Below are 24,536 nucleotides of genomic sequence, written 5' to 3' on the forward strand. Positions count from 1 at the left end.
CATTGACTGTCACGGTAAATTCCGCCGGAAACTGCGAGCCCCCCGCAGCGCCACCACCTGCCGCACCCGACCACTGTGTCCGCGCCATAGCGGCTGCCTGCCGGCCGATTTGCATCGGGCTGCTGTGCAAGGACAACAAGGCCCCCGCCCGCACATAAGCCGGCGAAAAGGCCATCACCGGCACCCGCGCACGGTAGGTCGCCAGCAGCACGTTGGCAATGTTCGAACCATTGAAAACGCCCGGGTCGGGCACCGCCAGCAGCACATCGGCGTCGGCCAGCGCCGTCTTCAAGCTACTGAAAAGATCTCTCGCATCACCCACATAGGCGCCCGCAAGCGCAAAGCCGCGGGCCTGCAGGCTGGACTGCACAACGTCGGCCTGCGGCATCGACTCGGCTCCCCACAACACGCCCACCCGCTTGGCATCGGGCAGGGCCAGGCGCAGCAGCTCCGCCTGTCGGGCCATGGGCTGCTCAAGGTAGAGGGCGACCACAGGTGCCGCCGGCCTTTTGGGCGCATCTTTCAACACGCGCTCAAAGCCGGCTTTGGGAATCAGCGCCGCTACGACAGGTACCCGCGGCTCCTGCGCCAGCACGCGGGCCAGCGCTTCGCGGCCCAAAGTCACGATGACCCGGGGTCCGCCCGCTGAGGGCGGCTCGGTTCCGGCGCCATCACTGAGGTACACCAGCCGCGCATCTCCCTTGCCTTGCGAGAGCTGCGCCCATTCGGCGGCCACGGCCTGCGCGGCCTCGGTGTAACCGGCGCTCCTGTCGGGGCTTACGACATCCAGCTCAGCTGCATGGGCGCCACCCGCCGACAGGCTCCACACCAGCCCCACGAGCAACCACATGAGCAGCCCCATGCACAGCCCACAGCCCCGACGCAGACCGCAACCTAACACCCGAGCAACGCCATACCCGGCCATACAAACGCAGGCCGCAAGGCTCGCGGCCATGCGCTGGAACAAGCGGCGAAGCAACAAAACTACTGCTCCACCCTAAAAGTGACAAATGCCCTGCGGTCGAAACGGAACTGCCAGTCCCCGTCCTGGCCGGGCTGGTCGATGTTTTGCACGGTAAGCGCCAGTTCGGCCTTGTTCCGGCCCAGCAGAAAGGGCTTAGCAATGCGAACGTCGGTGCGGGTCAGCGAGTAGGGTTGTTTTTCACTGGCCATGGACATGAGCGCGATGTCGTCCGCCTGCGCGTGCGAGACAGACCACACATAGCCGCTGCGGGTGGTGTACTGCCCGCCCATCGACATGGCGTAGCGCGCCGCGCTGTACTTCAGGCGCACCCGGTTAGCCTCTTCTACCGTTGTCCAGGTCTGAGTCAGAAAGACGGAGGACGCGGCATTGGGCTTCCACTGAACCTGGTGCTCGGTGCCGACGATGCGGTAGTTTTCGATGTTGCGGTAGTCATAGGGGTCGGAGTCGGCCTTGGAAGGCCGCTCGATGGCGTCGCTGATTCGCTCGTTGAACACCCGCACATCCCCCGATATGCCCTGCCTTGGCAGGCTCAGGTTGTAGCCCAGCTCGCGGGCTTCCACTTTCTCGGGCCCTACATTGCCACTGCTTTGCACGGTAGTGAGCAGCAGGTTACCGCTTGCGTCGTAGTAACGCACATTTGCATATTTTTCATGGGCGCTGGGCGGGCGAAACGCGGTGGACACACCGGCGCGCAGGGTCTGGCCGGGCAGCGCGTGCCAGTTCAACATCACCCGGGGCGACGCGGTGCCGCCCCCGATGTCGCTGTGCTCCAGCATCAGCCCGCTGTTCAGCACCAATTCGGGCCGTATGCGCCACTCGGCATTGCCGAACAGTCGCTGGAAGTTGTTGGTCACCGAGCCTCTTCCATCAAATCCGGTAGGCGATTCAATGTGCTCCTGCCGGAGCTCCATGCCCCACACCGTGCGCCACTGCGGATTCCAGCGCGAGGTGTGCTGCAAGGACAGTGCCCGGTTCACCTCGTAAGCCGAAAAGTCAATCAGCACACCTTGAAAAGCTGGGGGGGAGGCGCTGTCGTAGAAGCGAAAACTGTCTTTTTCGCTTATCTGGGTTTGGGACACGCTGAGCTGCAAGTCCTGATCGGCAGCGAGAGGCAGATGCACATCCGCCTGCAAAAATCCGGTTCCCATGTACCGGCTTCTGGCGATGTTCCCCGGCTGCCCCAGCGCGCCTCGGCCCGCGTCAATGTCCACGTTGCCGGCGCGAATCTCCAGCGAAGCGGCCGACGGCAGGCTGATGGCGCCCGAGAAGTTCAGGCGCGATACCCGGTTCACACCATAAGCGCCCCGCAAGCCCATGTCCCCCCGCGAATCCAGGCTCAACCGGTAAGCGTTGCCGGTGTGGCCCCAGCCCACCGAGGCATAGGCGTCTGCCACGCCGCCGTCGCCACCGGTCAAGGCGGCGCGCGCGCCGGAGGTTTCCCGCACATCCCGGGAGACGATGTTGATCACACCCAGAAAGGCACGCGCCCCGTAAGCCGCAGAGTTGGAGCCGCGCAAGACCTCGATGCGCTCGATATCGTCCATCGCAAGCGCCTGCAGGCCGATGCCGGTGGAGCCCTGCAGGTTGCCTGAATACACCGAGCGGCCGTCCACCAGCACCTGGATGCGGTTGGACCAGTCGTCAATGCGTCCGTGGTAACTGGCCATGGGCGCGTCGGTCTCAAAGGAGGTGGTGGTCTGAAAGCCGGGCACCACGCGCAAGAGGTCGGCCACATCGCGCGCTCCGGAGGCGCGAATGAAATTGCGGTCCAGCACAGTGACCGCACCGGGCGCCTCGTCGAGCGGCTGCGCCAGCCGCGACACCGACAGCACCACCGGCATCTCGTCGAGAAAATCGCGCTCCGAAAGCGATGCGGCGTTGCCCCCGTCGGCGCCGGACTGGGCAGCAGCCCAGGGAGCCAGCGCGACGAGCAGCAGGGAAAAAGGGAATTGCTTCATGGGGTTTTCGCAGGGACGATTGCTATTATTATTGAAGCTGGTGGCGCCCTGACGACGGGCGCTAGGACGTATAAAACCTCTAAAAATCATGGCCAGCCCCACACCTCGCGTTTTCCCGCTGATTGACGAAAGAACCCTCGGGCAGCCCATGGCCCTTACCCCGGGCGCCGGCACCGGCGCACTGGCCGCCGGCATGCTCGACACGCTGCAGCGCCCGCTGCGCGACCTGCGTATCAGCGTGACCGACCGGTGCAACTTCCGCTGCAGCTACTGCATGCCCAAGGAGGTGTTTCACAAGGACTACGCCTACCTGCCGCACAGCGCGCTCCTAAGCTTTGAAGAAATCATCCAGCTCACCCGCCAGTTTGTGGCGCTGGGTGTGCAAAAAATACGGCTTACCGGCGGCGAGCCGCTGCTGCGCAAAAATATCGAATTGCTGATTGAAAAACTGGCCGCCCTCACCACCCCCGACGGCAAAGCGCTAGACCTGACGCTCACCACCAACGGCTCCCTGCTGACTAAAAAAGCCCGCTCGCTCAAAGACGCCGGCCTGCAGCGCCTGACGGTGAGCCTGGACGGGCTGGACGACGCCGTGTTCAAGGCGATGAACGACGTGGACTTCCCGGTGGCCGACGTGCTGAACGGCATCGAGGCGGCGCAGGCGGTGGGCCTGGGGCCGGTGAAGGTAAACATGGTGGTCAAACGCGGCACCAACGAGCAGGAAATCGTGCCCATGGCGCGGCACTTCAAGGGCAGCGGCGTGATCCTGCGCTACATCGAATTCATGGACGTGGGCGCCACCAACGGCTGGCGCATGGACGATGTGCTGCCGTCCGGCGAGGTGCTGGAGCGGTTGCGCGCAGAAATGCCGCTGGTCGCTCTGCGCAAGGGCCACCCCGGCGACACGGCGCAGCGCTATGGCCATGCCGACTCTCAGGGGCAGCACGACCCGTCCGCCGGCGAGCTGGGGTTCATCAGCAGCGTGACGCAGGCTTTTTGCGGCGACTGCAACCGCGCGCGCCTCTCGACCGAAGGCCAGCTCTACCTGTGCCTGTTTGCGGGCCAGGGGCACGACTTGCGCTCGCTGCTGCGCTCCGGCGCCAGCGAAGAACAGTTGCGCGATGCGATTGCCACCGTGTGGGGCGCCCGCACCGACCGCTACTCCGCCACCCGCGGCATGCAGCCGCCTGATGCGGGCAGCACACAGCGGCGGGTGGAGATGAGTTACATCGGCGGCTGAGGCCGGGCCCCGAGCGGCGTAGCGGCGCACAGGCCTTGGCGGCCTAGCTGCGCAGGGCCTGCTCCACGCCTTTGTTGGCCAGCGCATCGGCCCGCTCGTTGCCGGGGTCGCCGGCGTGGCCCTTGACCCAGCGCCAGTCGATCGCGTGGCCGGAGCTGGCCACCAGCGCATCCAGCCGCTGCCACAGGTCCACGTTTTTTACCGGCTGCTTGGCAGCGGTCTTCCAACCCTTGGCCTTCCAGCCGGGCAGCCACTCGGTAATGCCTTTAAGCACATACTGGCTGTCGAGGAACAAGGTGACATCGCAGGGACGTTTCAGGACGGCGAGGGCCTCAATCACGGCCATCATTTCCATGCGGTTGTTGGTGGTTTCGCGCTCGCCGCCGCAGAGCTCTTTTTCAACGCCATCGGGGCTGCGCAAGAGCACGCCCCAGCCGCCCGGGCCCGGATTGCCCTTGCAGGCGCCATCGGTGTAAATCACCACCTGTGTCATCGATGCTGTCACTGCCTGCCCTTTATCAAATTTCGATGTGTGTAGTTGTTACGGTTCACGGATTTTTCGCCGGCAGCTCGTCCAGTCCTACCCGGCCCTGCCGCGCCACCGGCACCGCCGCCACCTTGCGCTTGGCCGCCGGCCTGCGCACGCTGCCCATCAGCCGGATGCCGCGCACCCGCTTGGTGGCCACCAGAAAATACGCCGCCCCGAAAATCGGCCACCAGCGTCTGCCCAAACGGTCCATCCACTCCCAGCGCCGCAGCCAGTCGGGCGAATCGAGCGCTGGCCGGTAGCAGCCAAAGCGCCCCACCTCGACCTCAAAACTCAGCAATCGCAGCCAGTCGCGCAGCCGCCAGTAGCCAATCAGGCCGCCCCACTCCGGCAAAAATGCGCCGACGCCGCTCCAACGCTGCCACCAGCGGCTGCGCTGCTGCCGCCAACCCCACAGGCTGGCAGGGTTCAGGCCGCAAATCAGGACACGGCCTTCGGGCACCAGCACCCGCTCCACCTCGCGCAGCGCGGCGTGCGGGTCGGCGCTGAATTCCAGCGCGTGGGGCAGCACCAGCAAATCGATGCTGTTGGCGGGAAACGGCAAGGCGGTGAAATCGGTCAGGAAGTCGGCCACCGCAAGCTGAGGGCTACCCGCCTCAGGCACGTCTTGCAGCGCCAGCCAGCGGTGGGGCATGCGGTTGGCCCGCAGGGCCTGCAGACTGGGCACACCCAGTTGCAGCGCGTGGTAGCCGAAAAGGTCGGCCACCGCGGCGTCGAATTGCGCCTGTTCCCAGGCGAGCAGGTATGCTCCGGCCGGAGAATCAAACCAATCCTGCAAACCTATAATTTGTTCGCTCATGACTTTACATCCGCTGCCCGCATTCACTGACAACTACATCTGGTTAGTGCACAACGGGCGTGAGGCGCTGGTGGTTGATCCCGGGGATGCGGCGCCGGTTCTGGAGGCCCTCGGCCGCATCGGCCTGGCGCTGCACACCATTCTAGTCACCCACCACCACAGCGATCACACCGGCGGCGTGGCCGAACTGCGGAATGCCACCGGCGCAAAAGTCTACGGCCCCGCCTACGAGACCATGCCCGAGCCCCTGACCCGGGTGGGCGAAGGCGACACGGTGCGAGGCCCGGACGGCCTGGGTTTTCAGGTCATCGAGGTGCCGGGCCATACCGCCGGACACATTGCGTACTACGCAGCGCCTGCGGGCGAGCACCCCATTCTTTTTTGCGGCGATACCCTGTTCAGCGCCGGCTGCGGCCGCTTGTTTGAAGGCACGCCCGCCCAGATGCTGGATTCGCTGGGCAAACTCGCCGCGCTGCCGGGCAACACGCGGGTGTGCTGCACCCACGAATACACCCTGAGCAACCTGCGCTTTGCCCTGGCGATTGAGCCCGATAACCAGGCTTTGCAAGACTACGCCACGCACTGCCAGGACTTGCGCGCCCGTGGCCTGCCCACCCTGCCCTCGAGCGTGGCGCTGGAGCAGAACATCAACCCCTTCCTGCGCAGCCACCTTGAGTCGGTCGGCAGCCGGGTACGCGCACACGACCCGCAAGGCGCCGCGGACCGCGGTGTGTTTGCGGCGCTGCGCGAGTGGAAGAACACGTTTTGATGAACGCTCCGCGCCTGGCGGCGGCGGCAGCAGCTCTGTGCCTGCTGCTTGGCGGATGCGCCACCACACTGGGCACGCTGACACAGACCGCCGAGCCTGCACATGGGCCGGCCCATGACCCTATGCCAGCGCCGGTAGCAGTTGACTCGGCGCCCGGACCTGCGGCCTTGCGGCTACGCCCCAGCGCAGAACTACAGCGACCGCCCGAGAACGCCTCCGGCCAGTCTGGCAACAGCTCCCCGGCGGCTGTTGCGTCAAGACCTCCGTCCGACTCCAGCCGCGCGGGCGCGGTGCCGCTGACTGCGATCGACTCCCTGGCCAGTTCCCGCAGCGTGGCAGGCATTGAGCCACCCGCCGATTTGTGGGAGCGCATTCGTCGGGGCTACGCGATGAACGACCTCGAGAGTGACCTGGTGCGCGACCGCGAGCTGTGGTACACCTCGCGGCCGGATTACATTTTCCGCATGACCGAGCGGTCCAAGAAGTACCTCTTCCACATCGTTGAAGAGCTCGAGGTGCGCAACATGCCCACCGAACTCGCGCTGCTGCCGTTCATTGAGAGCGCTTTCAACCCGCAGGCGGTGTCCAGCGCCAAGGCGGCGGGCATGTGGCAGTTCATGCCGGCCACCGGCAAGTACTTTGAGCTCAAGCAGAACACCTTCCGCGACGACCGGCGCGATGTCTTGGCCTCCACCCGCGCCGCGCTGGACTACCTGCAGAAGCTCCACAAAATGTTCGGCGACTGGCACCTCGCATTGGCGGCCTATAACTGGGGCGAGGGCAGTGTGTCGCGCGCCATCGGCAAGAACACCCGCGCCGGCCTGCCCACCGGCTACACCGACCTGAACATGCCCATGGAGACCCGCTTTTACGTGCCCAAGCTGCAGGCGGTGAAAAACATCGTCGCCGACCCCGCGAAGTTCGGCTCCAAGCTGCCGCTGATTGAAAACCACCCCTACTTCCAAAGCGTGACCATCCGTCGCGATATTGATGTGGCGCTAGCGGCCAAGCTCGCGGAGATCCGGCTGGACGACTTCAAGGCCCTGAACCCGTCGCTCAGCCGGCCGGTTATTCTGGCTGCGGGCACACCGCAAATCCTGCTTCCCTGGGATAACGCAGAGGTGTTCCAGTCCAACCTCGAAGCCTACAGCGGCCGTCTGGCCAGCTGGACGGCCTGGGTTGTGCCCACCACCATGCGCCCGGCAGACGCCGCAAAAAAGGTCGGCATGAGCGAGGCAGAGCTTCGCAGCATGAACAGCATCCCGCCCCGCGTGGTGGTGCGCGCGGGCTCCACCCTGCTGGTGCCGCGCGGCAGCCAGGCGCCCGATGTGTCGGTCAGGGTGGCGGACAGCGGCCAGCTGTCGCTCTCGCCCGAGGTGCTGCTCAAGCGCAGCACGGTGAAGGCGGGCCGGGACGACACGGTCGCCAGCATCGCGCGGCGCTATAAACAGAGCCCTGCCAAGGTCGCGGAGTGGAACAAGGTAGCTGCCTCGGCCAGCTTCAAGGCGGGTCAATCTGTCGTGCTGTACCTGCCGGCGGGGCCGAAGAGCACCAAACCCGCAAAATCCGGCAAGGTCGCGCAAAAGGCCAAGGGGCCCAAAAGCGCTACAGCCAGCAAATCAGGCAAAGCCGCCGGCGCGAGCAAAAAGAAGCGCGATTAAGCGCCCTGCAGGCGGCGCGTTGGCAGCCGCCGGGGCACCCGGCTCAGTGGTAGCCGACCAGCAAAATCCCGATGTTGACCGCCAGCGCCGCAATCCAGAGTACCGAGCGCACGGCGGCCTTGCCTGACACGTAGGTCACGACATACAACACGCGCAGCAGCACAAACAGCACGGCCAATGCGTCGACCCAGCCACCTGCCGCGCCCAGTTGATGCGCAATCACCACCGCGCCGATGAAAAACGGCAAGGCCTCGAAGCTGTTAGCCTGCGCTGCGTTGGCGCGGGCGCGCCAGTCGGTCTGCCGAGCCAGCCATTCCCGCGGGTTGACATTGTCGTAACCGCCATCCTTGCGGGGCACGCCGAAACGGCCTGACTTGGCCACCCCCGCACACACAATCGGCAGCAGCGCTGCGACCAGGACGCACCAATAGGCCAGGGTGAAGGTAGTGTTTTGCATAGCGTGGTTCTTCCGGTTGAATTGGGGGAATGTCGGCTTTGAGGGGACGCCTAACGCCGGTCAACCAAAGCGTGGGCGATGGTGCCGAGGTCGACGTATTCCAGCTCACTGCCCACCGGCACGCCGCGCGCCAGCCGGGTCGGACGGATGCCGCGGGTTTTGAGGCCTTCGGCAATGACGTGGGCGGTGGCTTCGCCCTCAGCGGTGAAGTTGGTGGCCAGAATCACCTCTTGCACCACGCCGTCGCAGGCGCGGTCAAAAAGCTTCTTGAACCCGAGGTCTTTGGGGCCCACTCCGTCGAGCGGGCTGAGCTTGCCCATCAGCACAAAGTACAGGCCCTTGTAGGCGCCGGTGCGCTCCATCGCGCTTTGGTCTGCGGGCGTCTCCACCACACACAGCTGGCTGCGGTCGCGCCGCTCGTCCAGGCAGGTGGCGCAGACCGTGTCCTGGGTGAAGGTGTGGCAGCGCTCGCAGTGGCGCACTGTGTCGGCGGCCTGTTGCAGCGCGCGCGACAGGAACTGGGCGGCCGGCCTGTCGTGCTGAAGCAGGTGGAAGGCCATGCGCTGCGCCGATTTCACACCCACCCCGGGCAGGCCGCGCAGGGCTTGGATCAGGGTGTCGAGGGCGTTGGCGTCAGCCATAGCAGCGGCCGTTCAGCGGGAGGCCTGGAGCGCGTGTCAAAAGGGGAGCTTCATGCCGCCGGGCAGGCTGGGCATACCGGCGGTGATCTTGCCCATTTTTTCGGACGAGGTTTCCTCAGCCTTGCGCACTGCGGCATTGAAGGCTGCAGCCACCAGGTCTTCGAGCATGTCTTTGTCGTCAGCCAGCAGGCTGGGGTCGATCGTGACTCGCTTGACCGCGTGTTTGCAGGTCATGGTGACCTTGACCAGGCCGGAGCCGGATTCGCCGGTGACTTCGATATTGCCCAACTCGTCCTGGGCCTTTTTCATGTTGTCTTGCATGGCCTGCGCTTGCTTCATGAGGCCGGCGAGTTGTCCTTTGTTGAACATGGTCTTCCTTAAATGTGGGAATGAAATGAATAGAAAAAATCAAAAAACTGGATCGGGCGCTCACACGGGCTTGATGGAGCCGGGAACAATCTTCGCGCCGAAGTCCCGCATCATGGCCTGCACAAAGGGCGCTTGCAGAATTATCCGCTCGGCAGCTTCCTGCCTGTCGGCCGAAGCGGCGGCGTTGCGGCGCGCCGGGCTGTCGACCACACGGCCGACCTCAATAGCCAGCGCCACAGCATGCCCCGCTGCGTGTAGCGCCTGCGTCAGGCGTTCGCGGGTGCTGGGCTGGTTGAGCGATTCGCGCTCTATGCGCAGCAGCCACTGGTCGGTGTCGCGCGCAATCAGCTGGGACTGCAAAGCCAACACCCGCACCATGGCGCTGATGGCATCGGACTCGACCAACTGCATGACGGTGGCGTGCCAGAAGTCGCCCTCCTCGGTGGGCTCAAAGCGGCTGGGGGCTGCCGGTTCATCCAGCGGACTCTCTTGCAGCTCCTGAACCGGAATTGCTACGATTTTGCTAGCTGTATGCGCAATAGGGACGGGCTCTAGAGGCCTTTTTGGCACATTTTTTGGCACATGCTTGGGAACTGGCGCATAGTCTTCGTCCACCAGGTCCGGCTCGTCCACCCACGGGGCGTTATAGGCATCTTGGGCGTCACTGCTGGAAAGCTCGAACTCGGGCGGCTCGTCAGGCACAGTGTCCGGGTCACCGTGCGGGGAGGCGGAGTGGGCAGGCCGGCTGTCCCGTACCGGCAGCACCTGGCCTGGCGGCAAGGGCAGCACTTGGGGCACCGGCGGCAACTGGGGCACTTGGGGCACCTCTGACACTTGCGCGACGGGAGAGACCAGGCCGGTTGCAGGGGAGGCCCCACGTTCGGGGTTTGCTTTAACGGCTTTCGCGGCTTTAACGGCTTGAGGGGCCCGCTCCGGAATCGCTAGAGTTTTTTTTTCAGCCGGTGGCTTAAAGGCCAGTAAGCGCAGCAGCACCATGGTGAGAGCGGCGTATTCGTCGGGCGCCAGGCCCAGGTCGGCGCGGCCATGCAGGCAGATGCTGTAGAGCAACTGGGTTTCGTCCGCGGGCATCCAGTGGGCAAGGCGGGCGGTGTCGGCGGCTTCCGGGTCGGCTTCGTCCAGCGCCGCGTCGCCCCCTGCCGGCGCCACAGCCTGCATCACCGCCATGCGCTGCAGCACCGTGGCCATTTCTTCGAGCGTGGAGGCGGCGCTCAGGCCGTTCATGCGCAAGTCTTCGGCGGTTTCCACCACGGTTTTTCCATCGCCGGCAGCGAGCGCCTCAATCAGCCGGAACACGTAAGTGCGGTCCACACTGCCCAGCATCTGGCGTACGGTGGCCTCGCTCAGGGCGCCGGATCCAAAGGCAATCGCCTGATCGGTAAGGCTCAAGGCATCGCGCATGGAGCCCCGCGCGGCGCGGGCGAGCAGCCGCAGGGCCTGCGTATCGGCCCCAACCTGCTCCACTTCGAGCACCTTGCCCAGATGTTCGCGGATGGTCTCGGGCGCCATGGGGCGCAGGTTGAACTGCAGACAGCGGGACAGCACGGTGACCGGCACTTTTTGCGGGTCTGTCGTCGCCAACACAAACTTGAGGTATTCGGGCGGTTCCTCCAGCGTCTTCAGCATGGCGTTGAAGGCGGTGTTGGTGAGCATGTGCACTTCGTCGATCATGAAGACCTTGAAGCGCCCCTGCACCGGCTTGTACACCGCTTGCTCCAGCAGGGCCTGGACTTCGTCCACCCCGCGGTTGGATGCGGCGTCGAGCTCGGTGTAGTCCACAAATCGGCCGCTGTCGATGTCGGTGCAGGCCTGGCAAACGCCGCACGGTGTGGCGGTGATGCCGCCCTGCCCGTTGGCGCCCTGGCAGTTGAGCGACTTGGCCAGAATGCGCGACACCGTGGTCTTGCCCACGCCGCGGGTGCCGGTGAACAGGTAGGCGTGGTGCAGCCGCCGGGAGGTGAGCGCGTTGGTCAGGGCTTGCACCACATGGTCCTGGCCCACCATCTCTGTGAAATTTCGAGGACGGTACTTGCGGGCTAGCACGAGGTAGGACATGGGCGGATTCTACGGGCGGAAACTCCGGGAACCGGCGGCGTACAATACCCCTCGACGGGCCTTCCCGCATGGTGAAGCGGCCAACCGGGTCAGGTGGGGAACCAAGCAGCCCTAACTGTGGAGCCAGTGCCGGGGTCAGGCTCGTCAACTAACACTTCCCTTCCTCAGCCCGCGTGCATTTCATGGTTTTGGGTTTCCTGCGTTGGGCCCTGGCCCTGAGTATCTTGCTGGCAGGGCCTCTGGCGGCCCAGACGTCCGGCGCGTCTGGTTTCTCCGACACCGTTCCCCTCATCGAATTCAGCGCGGAGCGCCTGGACATCAGCGCGCAGCTGACCTACCTGCCCGACAGCAGTCCGCCCATGCTATTGGAAGACGCCGTAGCGCCTGGCCAGCCCTGGAAGCCGGTCGAAGGCGGCAGCGCCAACTTCGGATTCACCGACCGCGCCTACTGGTTCCGGCTCCAGCTGGATAACGGCACCCCCGCCACCATGGAGCGCTACCTGGAGCTGCCGCGGCCCTTCCTCGACGACGTGCGCCTCTTCCACTTTGTTCAGGGCCGGCTGGTCAAGTCGTATCTGCTGGGCGACGAGCAGCCCTTTGTGCAGCGCGAAATCCTGCACCAGAACTTTGTGATGCCGCTGGCGCTGGAGCCCGGGCGCAATGTGCTGCTGATGCGGGTTGCGTCCAGCGGCACGGTGGAGGCACCGCTGCGCTTGTGGAAGCCCACCGCGTTCTTTGAGGCTGCATCGCGCGAGCATCTGCTGGCCGGTGCGGTGTTTGGCGTGCTGCTGGTGATGGTGGTCTACAACCTGTTTGTGTATCTGTCCACGCTCGACCGCAATTACCTCTTCTACATCTGTTTTGTGGCCAGCTACCTCACCTTCTGGGGCACCCTCAGCGGCTTGGGCTTCGCCTATGTATGGCCGGACGCCATCCGATGGAACAGCGTGGCCGTGCCCATCTCCATCGGCTCGGCCTGCTTCTTTGCCAGCCTGTTTACCGACAGCTTTTTGAAGCTGCGCCGCACCTCAATGCGCACCCACTACCTGCTGCTGGGCATGGGGGCAATGGGCGCCGTCTTGGCGCTCGCCACGGTTTTTCTGCCCTACGCCTGGGCCATTCGCGCGGGTGCCGCACTGGCGCTGGCGCTGGCCTTGGCAACGCTGTCTATCGGCTACTGGCGCTGGTGGCAAGGGGCGCTCTTTGCCCGCTTTTTCTGCCTCTCGTGGACTGCCGTTTTGGCGGGCGGCTGCGTGCTGGCGGCCGGCAAGTTCGGCTGGTTAGTACCTGGGTTCTGGGTGGAAAATTCTTTGCAGTTCGGCATATTGCTGCTGGTGGTGCTGCTCTCCTTCACCTTGGCCGACCGCATCAACGCCGAGCGAGGGCTGCGCATCAAGGCACAACGGGTTGCGCTGAAACAGTCCCAAAAAGCCCGCAGCTCGCAAGCCGCCCTCTTGCAAGCCACCGAAGAGGCCAACCGCGCGCTGGAGGTGCGGGTGCAGACCCGCACCGGCGAGCTGCAAAGCGCGATGGGGCAGCTGCGCATGGCCAATGAGGAGCTGCAACGCCTGTCGGTAACCGACGGGCTCACACAGCTGGGAAACCGCGCGTCGTTCGATCTGGCACTGCTCAATGAGCACAAACGCGCCACCCGCCTGCAGCAATCGCTGGCCCTGCTGCTGGTGGACCTGGACCACTTCAAGTCCATCAACGACACCCATGGCCACCCTGCGGGCGACGCCTGCCTGCGGGCGCTGGCCGGTTTCATGCGAAGCAAGGTGCAGCGCGCCGGCGACCTGCTGGCCCGCTATGGCGGCGAGGAATTTGTGGTGCTGCTAATTAACACCCCGCTGGCAGATGCCATGGCGCTGGCCGAGGAATTACGTACCGGCATTGCGGCGCTGGCAGTGCCGTTGGAGGGGCCGGCGGAGGGGCCGCTGAAGCCGGCCGTTTTGCGGTTTACTGCCAGCATCGGCGTGGCCAGCGCTGTGCCCACGATGCACGTTACGCCTTCGCAACTGCTGGGCGACGCCGACAAAGCGCTCTACGAAGCCAAGCATGGCGGGCGCAATTGCGTGCGGGCCGCAGCGCCCCGCCCCCCGCACGCGCGGGGCTAAGCTTTTAAATACGCCACCACGCCCTGCCCCGCTGCGTGGCCGGTAGCAAAGCAGGCCTGGAGCAAATAGCCGCCGGTGGGGGCCTCCCAGTCCAGCATTTCGCCCGCGCAAAACACGCCGGGAATCGTCTTCACCATAAGCTGCGGTGTGAGCGACTCCAGGAGCACACCACCCGCGCTGCTGATGGCCTCATCCAGCGGACGCGGCGCCTGCAGCGTGACCGGCAGCGCCTTGATGCCGGCCGCCAGGCGATCGGGCTCGCTCATCGCGTCTTTGCCCAGACATTCGTAGAGGATGGCTGCCTTGATGCCTTCGAGCTGGAGACGGCTTTTAAGGTGGCTGGAGAGGCTGCGGCTGCCGCGCGGATGCTTCACCTCGGCCCATACTTTTGCCGCAGTCAGGTCGGGCAGCAGATCGAGGTAGAAGGTGGCGCTGCCGCGGCGGGAAATTTCCTCACGCAACAGCGACGAGGCAGCGTAAATCAGGCTGCCCTCGACGCCGCCGGCGGTTGCCACAAACTCGCCCTTGCGGGCAAAGGTTTCCCCCTGAGCATTGGTAAACGACAGCGCCACCGACTTGAAAGGCTGGCCGGCGAACTTGCCGCAAAAGAAGGCTGTCCAGCCGCCCAGCACGTCAAAACCGCAATTGGCCGGCTGCAGCGGCGCCACCTCCACACCTTGGCCCGCCAGCAGCGGCACCCAGGCACCATCCGAGCCCAACCGGGCCCAACTGCCGCCGCCCAGCGCCAGAACCAAGGCCCGTGCATGCACCGTGCGGGCGCCTGCCGGCGTGTCAAATTCCACCGCATGCCGCCCCGCCAGGGCCGAAGCCGTCGCGGACCATCCGGTCCAGCGGTGGCGCATATGGAACTGCACCCCCACGCCCGCAGCAGGATGGCGCAGGCTCTGCAGCCACGCCCGCAACAGGGGTGCGGCCTTCATGTCGGTCGGAAAAACGCGGCCGGAACTGCCCACAAAGGTGTCCACACCCAGCGAGCGGGCCCAGTCGCGCAGCGTCTGCGGGCTGAACGCGGCCAGTAGCGGCTCGACTGCCGGTCGCCGCGCGCCGTAGCGCCCTGCAAAGGCATCCGCTCCCTCGGAGTGGGTGAGGTTCAGGCCGCCCTTCCCTGCCAGTAAAAACTTGCGGCCTACCGACGGCATGGCGTCAAACACATGCACGGCCAGCCCGGCCTCGCACAGCACCTGCGCCGCCCTCAATCCGGCGGGGCCGCCCCCCACGATGGCCACATCCACCAGCCAGGGAGTTGATTCAGGCGGAGCGAGGCGCTGCGTCATGCAGGGCCGGCCTCCTGCCAGCTGCCGGGGAGCTCAATCAAGCGGCCTTGCGGCGTCAGGAAAGCTGCACGCACCGGCTCGCCGGACACCCTGAGAACCATTGCCGCGCGGTATTCGGCGAGCTGCGCGCACAGCGCCGGCTGCGCCTGCGGGGCGGCGGAAGACTTGAAGTCCAGCACCCACCAGGCCCGCGTGTCCTGCCGCTGCACCAGACGGTCCAGACGCAGCATGCGCCCGCCGCTGGTGAGAGCCACCTCGTTGGCCTGCCAAACCAGCGCCTCCCGCTGCCAGGCCCAGGCGCCTTCGCCGCCCAGAATGCCCAAAGCCATGCGCTCGGCCTGACCCACCTGATCGGAATCCAGACCGAATGCGCGGCCGGCCAGCGCCCTTTGGGCCGCAGTCCAGCATCCCGCCGCCGGTTTGGAATCGCCGTCCTGCAGCGGCGCCCACTCCAGCAGCCGGTGCATGGCCTGCCCGATGCGGGAATCCAGACTCTCGGGCTCCTGATTTGCTATCAAATCAGGAGCTGTCTGCGCATATCCCGCCTGGGTTAGAGCCAGTTTTTTATCCAAATCCAGGCGCGGCAGCATGAGCAGCCGCACCGGCGCCGCCGTGTCGGGCGCACAAGCACCCGACTGCGGGGCTACGTCTGCGGCCGCAGGCGCGTCCAGCGCCAACGCATGCAGCCGCTTCCACCAGCTGCCAGGCTGATCGCGGTGCAGCACGATGCTGGAAATCACCAGCGTCTGGCGGGCGCGGGTCAGCGCCACGTAGAGGGCATTGAGTTCCTCGCGGGCGCGGGCGGCCCTGTCCTGCGCCAGGGTGTCGACCACGCAGGCCGGCGGACGCGTCTCGCTGGCCAGAAACACCAGCCTGCCCGGGTGGGCGGCCTCACCGGGCCAGTCCACCAGCACGCCCATGGATTCGGGGCGAGGCGGCTCGGCGTCGGTATCGAGCAGCAGCACCAGGCAGGCCTCCAACCCCTTGGCGCCGTGGATGGTCAGCAGGCTCACGCCCTCGCCTTGCGCCTGCACTGGCGCGGCGATGCCGCCCGCACGCAGGGCCCGCACCAAGGTGTAGGCGGTGCTGTAGCGCCCGCCATCGACCTGCAGCGCCGCATGGAGCAAAGCCCGCAGATTGGCGAGCACGCTCTGGCACTGCACGGGGGGAGTGACCGCAGCAAAGCGGGCAAGCACGTCGCCTTCAGCGTAAATTTTGCTCAGGGCGTCGTGCACCGGCAGCTGCTGCACCCAAGCCTGCCAACGCATCAAAGTGCGGGCCGCTTGCTGCAACACCGGGCCCAGCACCGGACCCGACTCCAAGCCGAGCTCCAGGCCTGGCTCCAGACCCGACTCCAGACCCGACTCCGACAGGCCATGAGCGGAGGCGGCAGTTGCACCAGGTGCAGGGTCATCCTGTCTACCCAGAAGCACATCAAACCAGGCCGGTGCAGCAGAAGAGCCACCGCCGGGGCCATCGGGGGTGTCGGGGCTATCAAGGGCTTCGGGCGAATCATCCGAACGGCCGCGCCGGTGCACAAACCTGCAGCGCAAGGCGAGGTCCACCAGATCGTCATCGCTCGCGCCGAACACCGGCGACTTGAGCACCCGCGCCAGCGACAAGTTGTGCGCCGGAGAAACCAGCACATCGAGCAAGGCGACGAGATCCTGCACCTCGGGCATATCGCCGAGCTCGGTTTTTTCGGGCTGCTGCGCGGCAATACCCAGCTCGGCCAGCGCTTGCTGCATCAGGCCCAGGGGCTCGCGCCTGCGCGCCAGCACCATCACATCCTTAGGCTGCAAGCTGCTGCCGTGGCCCCTGATCTGGCCGGCCAGCCAGCGCGCGGCCTGCCGGCACTCGAGGGTGCGCAGGGTGTCCTCGGGCTCGGTCCGGGGGACCTTCAGGGTGTCGCGCCACCGGGCTTCGCCGTCCTGTTCCACGCAGTCCTGTTCCACTCTGTCTTTGGCAGCGCGGGGAACAGGCGGCAGCCGCCAGACCGCGCCAATCTCTGCGGACTCGGTGGTGTGCGGGCGGTAACCCTCAAACTCCTGCGCCGACTGCGCTTGCAGGAGCGCAGCGTTCACCGCAGCCACCACACCCTGCGCGTTGCGGTGGGTGTGGTCGCAGCTCAGCACATCGCCTTGCAGGGCGGAGCGCACAAACTCTTTGGCGGCGCGAAAGACCTGCGGCTCAGCGCGGCGGAAGCGGTAAATGCTTTGCTTGGGGTCGCCCACAATAAAAATGCTGGGCTTGCTGCCCGCGCCACCGTAGGCTTGCAGCCAGGTGCTGAGCGCTTGCCACTGCAAGGGGCTGGTGTCCTGGAACTCGTCAATCAGCAGGTGTTTGATGCGGGCATCAAGCCTCTCTTGCAACCAGCCAGCGATGCTCTCATCGGTGAGCAGCCGCTGGGCTGCGAGCTCCAGGTCCGCCATGTCAATCCAGCCCCGTTCGCGCTTGAGGGCGGCATAGTCCTGCAGCAAACCGCGGCACAAGCGGGCCATACGCTGCTGGTGCAGCCAGGCCTCGTGCTGATGGATCGCGTCGCGGGTTTCGGCCAGCAGCGCCTGCGCCTCGCGCACGGTTTCAATGCCGACAGCCTTTTCGTTGAGTTTGCGGGGTGCGCCTTTGCCCTTCTCAGTGAACAGTGCGTGCATCAACCCCGCAACATCACCGGCGGTAAGCGCTTTTTCCAGCGCGCTCCCCGCCTCGGCACAGACCTTGTAAGCGCTGCCGCCCAGGGCCCGGGCGCTGGCCCACAGCAGGCTCTGCGCGGCCGCGCCCGTGAGTCGATCCTGCGGCTGCGCCCACGCCGCTAGCGCCGGGAACTGCCGGGTGAAATGCGCCACAGAGCTATCCACCAGGCCCCGGGCGTCGGCCAGCGCAAACTCGGTGCGTTTGCTGATGGCGGACTGCAGCGCAGCCTCGGTGTTGTGACGCCCGTAAACCGCCACGGCATCCAGGTAGTCGGCCCGCGCCGAAGCGTCTTGCGCCACGCGACTCTGAAACCGGCGCCATACCTGCGCGATGGCTTTTGCGTCGTTTTCCAGCAGCTCATAACGCGTGGGCAAACCCAGGCTATGCAACACCGCCAAAGGCGCGCCGCGCAACAGGGCGGCAAACCAGCTGTGAAAAGTGCGCACCTGCACCGGCCGGCCGACCACCAGCAAGGCCGCATGCAGGCCCCGCAGGGTGGCCAGCTGTGCGGCGTCGGGCTCAAACTGCAACCCGCGCATCATCAGCTCGCGGCGCAAGGTGGCGTCGTCAGCGCCGGCGTAGGTCTTCAGCCACAGCAGCAGGCGCTCGCGCATCTCGCCGGCGGCCTTCTTGGTGAAGGTGATGGCCAGAATCTCGTGGGGGGCCGCGCCGTCCAGCAGCGCCCGCACCATCCGCGAGACGAGCATCCAGGTCTTGCCCGCACCGGCGCAGGCCTCCACCACCACGCTGCGCCGCGGGTCGCAGGCGATGGCGTAGAAGTCGACACGCTCCGCATGCAGACCGTTGATTTCGTAGGCGGCATTGGGGGGCTGGCCGCTCATGGCTCGCTCCAGAAATCTTTGCGGCACAGGCCGCGCGCATCACAATAATCGCAGGCAGCGCCCTTGCCCAAAGCCGGCAAGGCAGCGCCAGCCTCAACATGCGCCATGTCCTGGCGTATGCCCTCAATCAAAGCGTCCCGGGCAAAGACGACCTCTTTTTGTTCTACGGTAAACGTTCCGTCACGCTCACCAACGTTCACGTAGGCGGCCTGAAGTGTGTCATGGGGCAGCAGCGCGGCATAGAAGGCAATCTGGGTGTCTTCGAGCGGGTTCTTGACCCGGTCTTTGGTTTTTGTCAAGGGCTCGGTCTTGTAATCCAGCACCATAGCCACACCGCCTGACCCGGTGTCGATGCGGTCAACGCGGCCTTTGAGTCGCACTTTTCCCAGAGACTGCAGGTGCTCGCTCTCGCCGCTTGCAAAGCGCCAGCCGAGAGACTCGTGCTCCGCCAGCCAACGCAGATAGCCCTCACGCACGGCAGGCCATGCCGCAGCAAACGGCAGGAACTCTCCGTCGGGAAGCGCGTTGGCGGCGCTTACCTCCTCTGCAATGGCCTGCAGGCGCACGCTGCGCGCGGCATGATCTGCCGCCGGGTCCGCCCCCATCGAGACATGAAATTTCTCCAGCACCTCGTGTAGCCAGAGGCCGAAGTCGCGCTTGTCAAGCTCCGCCTCCAGCTCCTCGGGCGCCTTCAGGCCGAGCTGGCGCAGGGCAAAAAAGCGGTAGGGGCATGCCCGCAAACTTTCGTAGGCGCTCGCCGACAACTGGCGCACCGGCAAACGGTCGCCGCGCGGCAGGGGCGGCGGCAGCGGACAAGACGGCACCAGCTTTTCGCAACGCGGGTCGGGGGCCTGTTGTGGTGGATGATCGTGCGCAGCCTGCGGCCCAACAGTTTGCAGCCACTGCACCAGCGCGCTGGCCGCAATCTTCTCGCCGGTGTCGTCACTGGTGCGCCACAACACATCACAGACAGGGGACTGCAGCGCATGGCGCCAGGAAGCACGCAGGCGGGCCTCGATGTCGGCACGAGAAGGCATGCCCAGGGCTTGTCGCTGGGCCGGCGTCCACAAGCCAACCGGCTCGGGCGAGGGGCTCAGCCGCACCTCGTCGCACCCCGCAAGAACAACCGCCGCAAAGGGCCGCGCCAGCATCTGGCTCATCGGCAGGATGACGACCTGCTCCTGGGGCGGATGCGGCGGCTTGAAGCTGTGCCCTTCCAGCGCCTGATTGACCCAAGCGGTAAACGCGCTGAGGTCCATGCGCGCGCCGGCCCACAAGGCGGTGCTGGCGTACTCCGTCCATGCCTGGGTATCTGACGGTTTCAGGCGCAAGGCGGTCAAGAGATCGGCACCGGCAGCATCGTTGTGCAGCGCCTCCCAGAGTCCGCAGTCCTGCAAGGCGGCCTGCAACCGGGCCAGCCATGCTGTCAAGGAATGGCTGCCACTAAGCCTGTGCCGCACAGTGTCAACCCGTTCGCACAGGGCAAGCAGCTCAGGCGCATCCTGCACCGCCTTAGAAGCCTGAGCGTGGCGCCAATCGCGCACCTGCAATCGGCGCAAGGCCCTCTCCAGGCTCTGCATTTCTGTGGCGAAAGCCGGCGCAGTCTTGAGGGCATTCAGCACCGCATCGGTGCTGGTGTTCCAGGCCGATGCACGCAGCAGCGCCATGATGGACGCGCCCGCGCGGCTGGTGGAAAGCTTCCAGCCGTTCTCATCACGCATGGCCACGCCGGCCTCCTCCAGCATGGCACGCACGCGGCGCGTCAAGGCCCTGTCAGACGACACCAGCGCCACAGGAAAACGGTCTTCCGCGATGTGGGCCAGGGCACAGGCTGCGGCGCGCTGTGCCTCGTCTTCCGCATCGGTGCAGGCGTGGAATCGGGCACCGGCTGCCGCACGCCCCCATGCAAGCTCATCTCCAGCAGTCTCATCCAGCTGAAACAGACGGGCCCGCTCGCCCCAGTGGGCCGCCAGGGCAGTTGCGACGGGGTCTTGCGAAATGCCTTGCACCAGTGCCACCGCGTCCCAAGGCGCAAGCACGTCATCGCCAAACAGAGCGTCGCAGGCATAGGCAGAGACCGCCGCCCACTCGACGGCCACGCGCAGAATGCGCGCTTCCCACGCCACGGCCTCGCTCTCCATGCCGAGGGCAAGCGCCTCTCGCGCCCGCTGCGCCCATTCAGCGCGCCCCCTCGGACAGGCGGCTGCAGCTAACGGGGCGAGTTGCTGAGCCGTTTCGGCCAGCAGGCCGGCCAACGCAGACTGCGCGCCCATACCGCTGCTGGCAAGCAACTGCTGCGCGGTGAGGGTATCAAGCGCCATATCGTGGCTGATGTCCGTGCTTAGCAGCACCGGCTCTGCCATGGAGGCAAGCCAATTCGCGGTGGTTTCAAATCGCGGAGCAAATGCGTCAGGAAACGCTGCCGCCCAAGCTCGGCTTGCCAGAGGCAAGAGCTGGGCATAGGGCAACAGCACCAGCGTGCGACCGGCATGCGCCCCCCGGTTTTGCAGCCACGACAGCAGCCGATGCACAAAACCACTCCCCTCAGCAGCCCACAAGGCCATTGCAGGGTGCTCCGGCCCGTAAGAGAAGGCGCGCAGCCGAGGTGCAGCTTCGACTTTAGCTATAGACTGGACAGCCGGATTGGCGTCGTGGGCGGGCTTGGTTTCTGTCACAATGCCGGCACTTTAGCTGCAATAGCACCCATCAAAAGGAAACTCCATGGCCAGCGAACTCATCAAGCACGTGACCGACGCCACTTTCGAAGCCGATGTGTTGCAATCCGCGCAACCCATCCTGGTGGACTACTGGGCTGAGTGGTGCGGCCCCTGCAAGATGATTGCGCCCATTCTGGACGAAGTGTCTTCCGCCTACGAAGGCAAATTGCAAATTGCCAAGATGAATGTGGACGAAAACCGCGACATACCCGCCAAGTTCGGCATCCGCGGCATTCCAACCCTGATGCTGTTTAAAAACGGGCAATTAGCAGCCACCAAAGTCGGTGCTTTGAGCAAAGCGCAACTCACTGCCTTCATCGACCAGCAGCTGGCCTGATTTTCACTGCCTAACCCGCGACCGTGACGCTGCAGCACGGTCGCAATTTCCTGTCATAATCATTACGTTCACCCGCCGGATTGAAGGCGGTCAGCCCGATCAGGCTGCTGAACACTGAGGCCCAAGCGAACGGTCTTGCCTCATTCCCCACTCCCCAGATTTTTTGAACCAAGCCTGGTTTCTCTGCCGAATTACGGTTAACGCCCTGACGGGACCCCCTCCATGCATTTAAACGAACTCAAAGCACTTCACGTGTCGGAAGTGCTCAAGCAAGCCGAAGAACTCGAGATTGAAAACACAGGCCGCATGCGCAAGCAGGAGCTGATGTTCGCCATCATCAAAAAGCGCGCCCGCGCCGGCGAACAAATCATTGCCGATGGCGTGCTGGAAATTCTTCCTGACGGCTTCGGCTTCCTGCGCAGCCCAGACACCAGCTACACCGCCAGTACCGACGACATCTACATCAGCCCCAGCCAGGTGCGCCGCTTCAATCTGCACACCGGCGACATGATCGAAGGCGAAGTGCGCACTCCCAAAGACGGTGAGCGGTACTTTGCACTCAACAAGCTCGACAAGGTCAACGGCGGGCCACCCGAGGGCAATAAACACAAGGTGATGTTTGAAAACCTGACGCCGCTCTTCCCCAAGGTGCAAATGCGCCTGGAACAGGACGGCCTCAAGACCGAAGAGAACATTACCGGCCGCGTCATTGACATCATTGCCCCCATCGGCAAAGGCCAGCGCGCACTGCTGGTGGCGCCGCCAAAAAGCGGCAAGACCGTGATGATGCAGCACATCGCGCATGCCATCAGCGCCAACTATCCCGAGAGCCACATGATGGTCTTGCTGGTGGACGAGCGCCCCGAGGAAGTGACCGAGATGCAGCGCACCGTCAAGGGCGAGGTCATTGCCTCCACCTTCGACGAGCCCGCCGCGCGGCATGTGCACGTTGCCGAAATGGTGATCGAGCGCGCAAAGCGGCTGGTCGAGCTCAAGAAAGACGTGGTGATTCTGCTGGACTCGATTACCCGTTTGGCCCGTGCCTACAACAACGTGGTTCCCTCGTCCGGCAAGGTTTTAACCGGCGGCGTGGACGCCAACGCGCTGCAACGCCCCAAGCGGTTCCTGGGAGCGGCCCGCAATGTAGAGGAAGGCGGCTCGCTGACCATCATCGCCACCGCGTTGATCGACACGGGCAGCCGCATGGACGAAGTGATCTTTGAGGAATTCAAGGGAACCGGCAACTCCGAAGTGCACTTGGACCGCCGCCTGTACGAGAAGCGCATCTTCCCCTCCATCCAGCTCAACCGCAGCGGTACCCGCCGCGAAGAATTGCTGCTGCAGCCCGAAATCCTGCAAAAGACCCGCATCCTCCGGCAGTTTCTGTACAACATGGACGAGATTGAATCCATGGAGATGGTACTCAAGCAAATGCGCGCCACCAAGAACAACAGTGAGTTCTTCGACATGATGCGTCGGGGCGGCTAGAGTCGCTGGGCTATAATCTTGGGTTTTCGCGACAAGTACACCAGGTCTTTGTATTGCGCAGGGTTTGCGCAAGGGCCGGCGCGGCTATCGCAACTGATGGAGAAAGTATGAAAGAAGGCATTCACCCCAATTACCGCGAAGTTTGCTTCCAGGACATGTCCAATGGATTCAAGTTCGTGACCCGTTCCTGCGCCAACGCGAAGGAAAAAATCACCATGGAAGATGGCCGCGAGTTGCCACTTTTCAAGCTGGACACCACCAGCGAATCCCACCCCTTCTACACCGGTACCCAAAAGTCGGTAGACAACATGGGCGGTCGCGTGGAAAAGTTCCGCAACCGTTTCGGCAAGACAGCGGCCAAGTAATCACCACTCGGGTCGTGGCCCGTCCGGTTATAAAAGCAGCGCGGCACTCCCGGGCTGCTTTTTTTTTGATGCCATCCCCAGCCCTTCAGCAAATTCAGTGAACCACCCCAACCCTGCCATCGTGGCGCAGTCCTCGGTGCGTCGCCTCCCCCGCCTGGCGCTGGTGCTTCTGTGCTTGGCGTACATCGGCGCAGGCTTTATCGGCAGGGAGGCGTGGCGCAGTGCCGATTTGAGTGCGTTGGGATTCATGTCGGCCTTGTATTCTGGTGGAGCGGATTGGCTGAATCCCACCGTACTAGGGAACAAGCCGGAGTTCCCCGCCCTGCTTCCGTATTGGCTAGGTGCCGGCATGTTGAGCATCGCCCCGCAAGGGTGGCCGGCAGACCTTTGGGTGCGGCTTCCTTTTGCCCTCCTCTTGGCTTTAACCATGGTGAGCACCTGGTACGGCACGTACTCCCTTGCTAGAACACCATCGGCTCAGCCTGTTGCCTTTGCATTCGGTGGCGAGGCACAGCCAAAAGACTATGCGCGCGCCATGGCCGATGGCGGTCTACTCGCTTTTCTGGCGTGCTTGGGCTTGGCGCAGTTGGGCCACGAAACCACCCCCGCCCTAGCCCAACTTGGGTTTGCTGCCATACTGTTTTATGCGCTGAGTGCTCTGCCCTATCACCGCTTGGCGCCAGGCATTTGCGCCACCATAGGCCTAGCAGGCCTTTTCTTAAGTGGGGCACCAACCTTGGCTCTTTTGTTCGGACTGGGGGGAGCCGCCATCCATGCGCTGGACCAAACCGCAGAGCAGCGCAGTGAGGGCCGGCATATTCTCATTGAGGCTGCAGCCCTGGGTTTGCTCACATTGGCGATGGCTGGAGCCACACAGGCCCTGGATCTTTGGCTGTGGAAAATTGAGTGGCCGGTGAGAAGCTGGGATTACTGGAATGGTCACATCCAGCTCTTGCTATGGTTCACATGGCCCGCCTGGCCGCTGGCCTTGTACAGCGTGTGGCGCTGGCGCCGGCAGCTTTTCAGCCTGCGCATCAGCCGCCATCTGTCCTTGCCTGCATGGTTCATTACCGTCACCGTTATTGCCATGTTGCTCTCCGGCGCACCGGACCGCACCCTTCTGGTGGCATTGCCTGCCTTCGCATCCATGGCGGCTTTCGCCCTGCCAACCTTGCGGCGGCA

At 64.7% G+C, this 24,536-nt stretch carries 18 protein-coding genes, 1 other RNA gene and 1 pseudogene; 9 read left to right on the forward strand and 11 right to left on the reverse strand.

What is annotated here, in order from left to right; all coding sequences use genetic code 11:
• Both Q0O05_RS05685 and Q0O05_RS05690 read right to left on the reverse strand, forming a co-directional pair.
• Positions 1-862, reverse strand: an 862-nt coding sequence (locus Q0O05_RS05685) for an ABC transporter substrate binding protein (protein ID WP_293661099.1), incomplete at its 3' end; no start/stop codon positions are given.
• Positions 863-984: 122 nt separating this feature from the next.
• Positions 985-2,943 (reverse strand): TonB-dependent receptor, encoded by a 1,959-nt coding sequence (locus tag Q0O05_RS05690; RefSeq protein ID WP_293661101.1) that lies wholly within the window; start codon positions 2,941-2,943, stop codon positions 985-987.
• A 148-nt stretch (positions 2,944-3,091) separates the two neighbouring features.
• Here Q0O05_RS05690 and moaA point away from each other — a divergent pair, with 148 nt between their 5' ends.
• The gene (gene moaA, locus Q0O05_RS05695; protein WP_293661128.1) at positions 3,092-4,183 is read left to right on the forward strand and encodes a GTP 3',8-cyclase MoaA; all 1,092 of its coding nucleotides are present in this window, start codon (positions 3,092-3,094) and stop codon (positions 4,181-4,183) included.
• A gap of 43 nt (positions 4,184-4,226) precedes the next feature.
• On the opposite strand, the gene rnhA is transcribed toward moaA, so the two are convergent.
• Both rnhA and Q0O05_RS05705 read right to left on the reverse strand, forming a co-directional pair.
• Positions 4,227-4,676 carry a ribonuclease HI gene (gene rnhA / locus Q0O05_RS05700; protein ID WP_293661130.1) on the reverse strand — a complete coding sequence of 150 codons (450 nt, stop codon included), beginning with the start codon at positions 4,674-4,676 and terminating at the stop codon, positions 4,227-4,229.
• Positions 4,677-4,731: 55 nt separating this feature from the next.
• Complete coding sequence (locus Q0O05_RS05705) at positions 4,732-5,529, reverse strand: class I SAM-dependent methyltransferase (RefSeq protein ID WP_293661103.1); 798 nt, start codon at positions 5,527-5,529, stop codon at positions 4,732-4,734.
• Here Q0O05_RS05705 and gloB point away from each other — a divergent pair.
• Complete coding sequence (gloB, locus tag Q0O05_RS05710) at positions 5,528-6,298, forward strand: hydroxyacylglutathione hydrolase (RefSeq protein ID WP_293661104.1); 771 nt, start codon at positions 5,528-5,530, stop codon at positions 6,296-6,298. The two genes, Q0O05_RS05705 and gloB, sit on opposite strands and share 2 nt — an antisense overlap.
• Entirely contained in the window at positions 6,298-7,959 is a 1,662-nt protein-coding gene (locus tag Q0O05_RS05715; protein WP_293661106.1) for a transglycosylase SLT domain-containing protein, read from the forward strand. Before gloB ends, Q0O05_RS05715 begins: the two co-directional genes overlap by 1 nt.
• 43 nt (positions 7,960-8,002) lie before the next feature.
• Here Q0O05_RS05715 and Q0O05_RS05720 read toward each other — a convergent pair whose 3' ends face one another.
• From Q0O05_RS05720 to dnaX, 4 genes are read right to left on the reverse strand one after another with little or no spacing between them, the layout of a single operon-like run.
• Entirely contained in the window at positions 8,003-8,416 is a 414-nt protein-coding gene (locus Q0O05_RS05720) for an MAPEG family protein (protein ID WP_293661108.1), read from the reverse strand.
• A gap of 50 nt (positions 8,417-8,466) precedes the next feature.
• Positions 8,467-9,057 carry a recombination mediator RecR gene (gene recR / locus Q0O05_RS05725; RefSeq protein ID WP_293661110.1) on the reverse strand — a complete coding sequence of 197 codons (591 nt, stop codon included), beginning with the start codon at positions 9,055-9,057 and terminating at the stop codon, positions 8,467-8,469.
• Between the two features lie 36 nt (positions 9,058-9,093).
• Positions 9,094-9,426 (reverse strand): YbaB/EbfC family nucleoid-associated protein, encoded by a 333-nt coding sequence (locus Q0O05_RS05730; protein WP_293661112.1) that lies wholly within the window; start codon positions 9,424-9,426, stop codon positions 9,094-9,096.
• Between the two features lie 60 nt (positions 9,427-9,486).
• Positions 9,487-11,499, reverse strand: coding sequence for a DNA polymerase III subunit gamma/tau (gene dnaX / locus Q0O05_RS05735; RefSeq protein ID WP_293661114.1), 2,013 nt, complete (start codon positions 11,497-11,499; stop codon positions 9,487-9,489).
• Between the two features lie 53 nt (positions 11,500-11,552).
• Here dnaX and ffs point away from each other — a divergent pair.
• Together ffs and Q0O05_RS05745 are read left to right on the forward strand one after the other, a co-directional pair.
• An RNA gene (ffs, locus tag Q0O05_RS05740) (signal recognition particle sRNA small type) lies at positions 11,553-11,648 on the forward strand.
• 33 nt (positions 11,649-11,681) lie between these two features.
• A complete protein-coding gene (locus Q0O05_RS05745) occupies positions 11,682-13,616 on the forward strand; it encodes a diguanylate cyclase (protein WP_293661132.1) in 1,935 nt (644 codons plus the stop codon).
• On the opposite strand, the gene Q0O05_RS05750 is transcribed toward Q0O05_RS05745, so the two are convergent.
• The 3 genes from Q0O05_RS05750 to Q0O05_RS05760 are packed head-to-tail and all read right to left on the reverse strand — an operon-like array spanning position 13,613 to position 21,122.
• Positions 13,613-14,911: a TIGR03862 family flavoprotein gene (locus Q0O05_RS05750; RefSeq protein WP_293661116.1), complete on the reverse strand. Its 1,299-nt coding sequence runs from the start codon at positions 14,909-14,911 to the stop codon at positions 13,613-13,615. The genes Q0O05_RS05745 and Q0O05_RS05750 overlap by 4 nt on opposite strands.
• Positions 14,908-18,447, reverse strand: coding sequence for a UvrD-helicase domain-containing protein (locus Q0O05_RS05755; RefSeq protein WP_293661118.1), 3,540 nt, complete (start codon positions 18,445-18,447; stop codon positions 14,908-14,910). Before Q0O05_RS05755 ends, Q0O05_RS05750 begins: the two co-directional genes overlap by 4 nt.
• The gene (locus tag Q0O05_RS05760; protein WP_293661120.1) at positions 18,444-21,122 is read right to left on the reverse strand and encodes a PD-(D/E)XK nuclease family protein; all 2,679 of its coding nucleotides are present in this window, start codon (positions 21,120-21,122) and stop codon (positions 18,444-18,446) included. The genes Q0O05_RS05755 and Q0O05_RS05760 overlap by 4 nt, the downstream gene beginning before the upstream one ends.
• A 46-nt stretch (positions 21,123-21,168) precedes the next feature.
• On the opposite strand from Q0O05_RS05760, the gene trxA reads away from it, so the two are divergent.
• From trxA to Q0O05_RS05780, 4 genes and pseudogenes are all read left to right on the forward strand, one after another.
• On the forward strand, positions 21,169-21,501 hold the full coding sequence (gene trxA / locus Q0O05_RS05765; protein WP_293661122.1) for a thioredoxin TrxA: 333 nt from the start codon (positions 21,169-21,171) through the stop codon (positions 21,499-21,501).
• Between the two features lie 222 nt (positions 21,502-21,723).
• The gene (rho, locus tag Q0O05_RS05770) at positions 21,724-22,989 is read left to right on the forward strand and encodes a transcription termination factor Rho (protein ID WP_293661124.1); all 1,266 of its coding nucleotides are present in this window, start codon (positions 21,724-21,726) and stop codon (positions 22,987-22,989) included.
• Positions 22,990-23,096: 107 nt separating this feature from the next.
• Positions 23,097-23,354 carry a type B 50S ribosomal protein L31 gene (locus Q0O05_RS05775; RefSeq protein ID WP_293661126.1) on the forward strand — a complete coding sequence of 86 codons (258 nt, stop codon included), beginning with the start codon at positions 23,097-23,099 and terminating at the stop codon, positions 23,352-23,354.
• A gap of 97 nt (positions 23,355-23,451) precedes the next feature.
• Positions 23,452-24,536 (forward strand): annotated as a pseudogene (locus Q0O05_RS05780) (hypothetical protein); the annotation flags it as partial.

The sequence above is a fragment of the Rhodoferax sp. OV413 genome (assembly GCF_945881795.1).
Taxonomy (GTDB): domain Bacteria; phylum Pseudomonadota; class Gammaproteobacteria; order Burkholderiales; family Burkholderiaceae_C; genus Allorhodoferax.

Coding starts and splice junctions, on each gene's coding strand:
- Q0O05_RS05690 (WP_293661101.1), bottom strand. CDS start 2,943: ATGAAGCAATTCCCTTTTTCCCTGCTGCTCGTCGCGCTGGCTCCCTGG.
- moaA (WP_293661128.1), top strand. CDS start 3,092: ATGGCCCTTACCCCGGGCGCCGGCACCGGCGCACTGGCCGCCGGCATG.
- rnhA (WP_293661130.1), bottom strand. CDS start 4,676: ATGACACAGGTGGTGATTTACACCGATGGCGCCTGCAAGGGCAATCCG.
- gloB (WP_293661104.1), top strand. CDS start 5,528: ATGACTTTACATCCGCTGCCCGCATTCACTGACAACTACATCTGGTTA.
- Q0O05_RS05705 (WP_293661103.1), bottom strand. CDS start 5,529: ATGAGCGAACAAATTATAGGTTTGCAGGATTGGTTTGATTCTCCGGCC.
- Q0O05_RS05715 (WP_293661106.1), top strand. CDS start 6,298: ATGAACGCTCCGCGCCTGGCGGCGGCGGCAGCAGCTCTGTGCCTGCTG.
- Q0O05_RS05720 (WP_293661108.1), bottom strand. CDS start 8,416: ATGCAAAACACTACCTTCACCCTGGCCTATTGGTGCGTCCTGGTCGCA.
- recR (WP_293661110.1), bottom strand. CDS start 9,057: ATGGCTGACGCCAACGCCCTCGACACCCTGATCCAAGCCCTGCGCGGC.
- Q0O05_RS05730 (WP_293661112.1), bottom strand. CDS start 9,426: ATGTTCAACAAAGGACAACTCGCCGGCCTCATGAAGCAAGCGCAGGCC.
- dnaX (WP_293661114.1), bottom strand. CDS start 11,499: ATGTCCTACCTCGTGCTAGCCCGCAAGTACCGTCCTCGAAATTTCACA.
- Q0O05_RS05745 (WP_293661132.1), top strand. CDS start 11,682: ATGGTTTTGGGTTTCCTGCGTTGGGCCCTGGCCCTGAGTATCTTGCTG.
- Q0O05_RS05750 (WP_293661116.1), bottom strand. CDS start 14,911: ATGACGCAGCGCCTCGCTCCGCCTGAATCAACTCCCTGGCTGGTGGAT.
- Q0O05_RS05755 (WP_293661118.1), bottom strand. CDS start 18,447: ATGAGCGGCCAGCCCCCCAATGCCGCCTACGAAATCAACGGTCTGCAT.
- trxA (WP_293661122.1), top strand. CDS start 21,169: ATGGCCAGCGAACTCATCAAGCACGTGACCGACGCCACTTTCGAAGCC.
- rho (WP_293661124.1), top strand. CDS start 21,724: ATGCATTTAAACGAACTCAAAGCACTTCACGTGTCGGAAGTGCTCAAG.
- Q0O05_RS05775 (WP_293661126.1), top strand. CDS start 23,097: ATGAAAGAAGGCATTCACCCCAATTACCGCGAAGTTTGCTTCCAGGAC.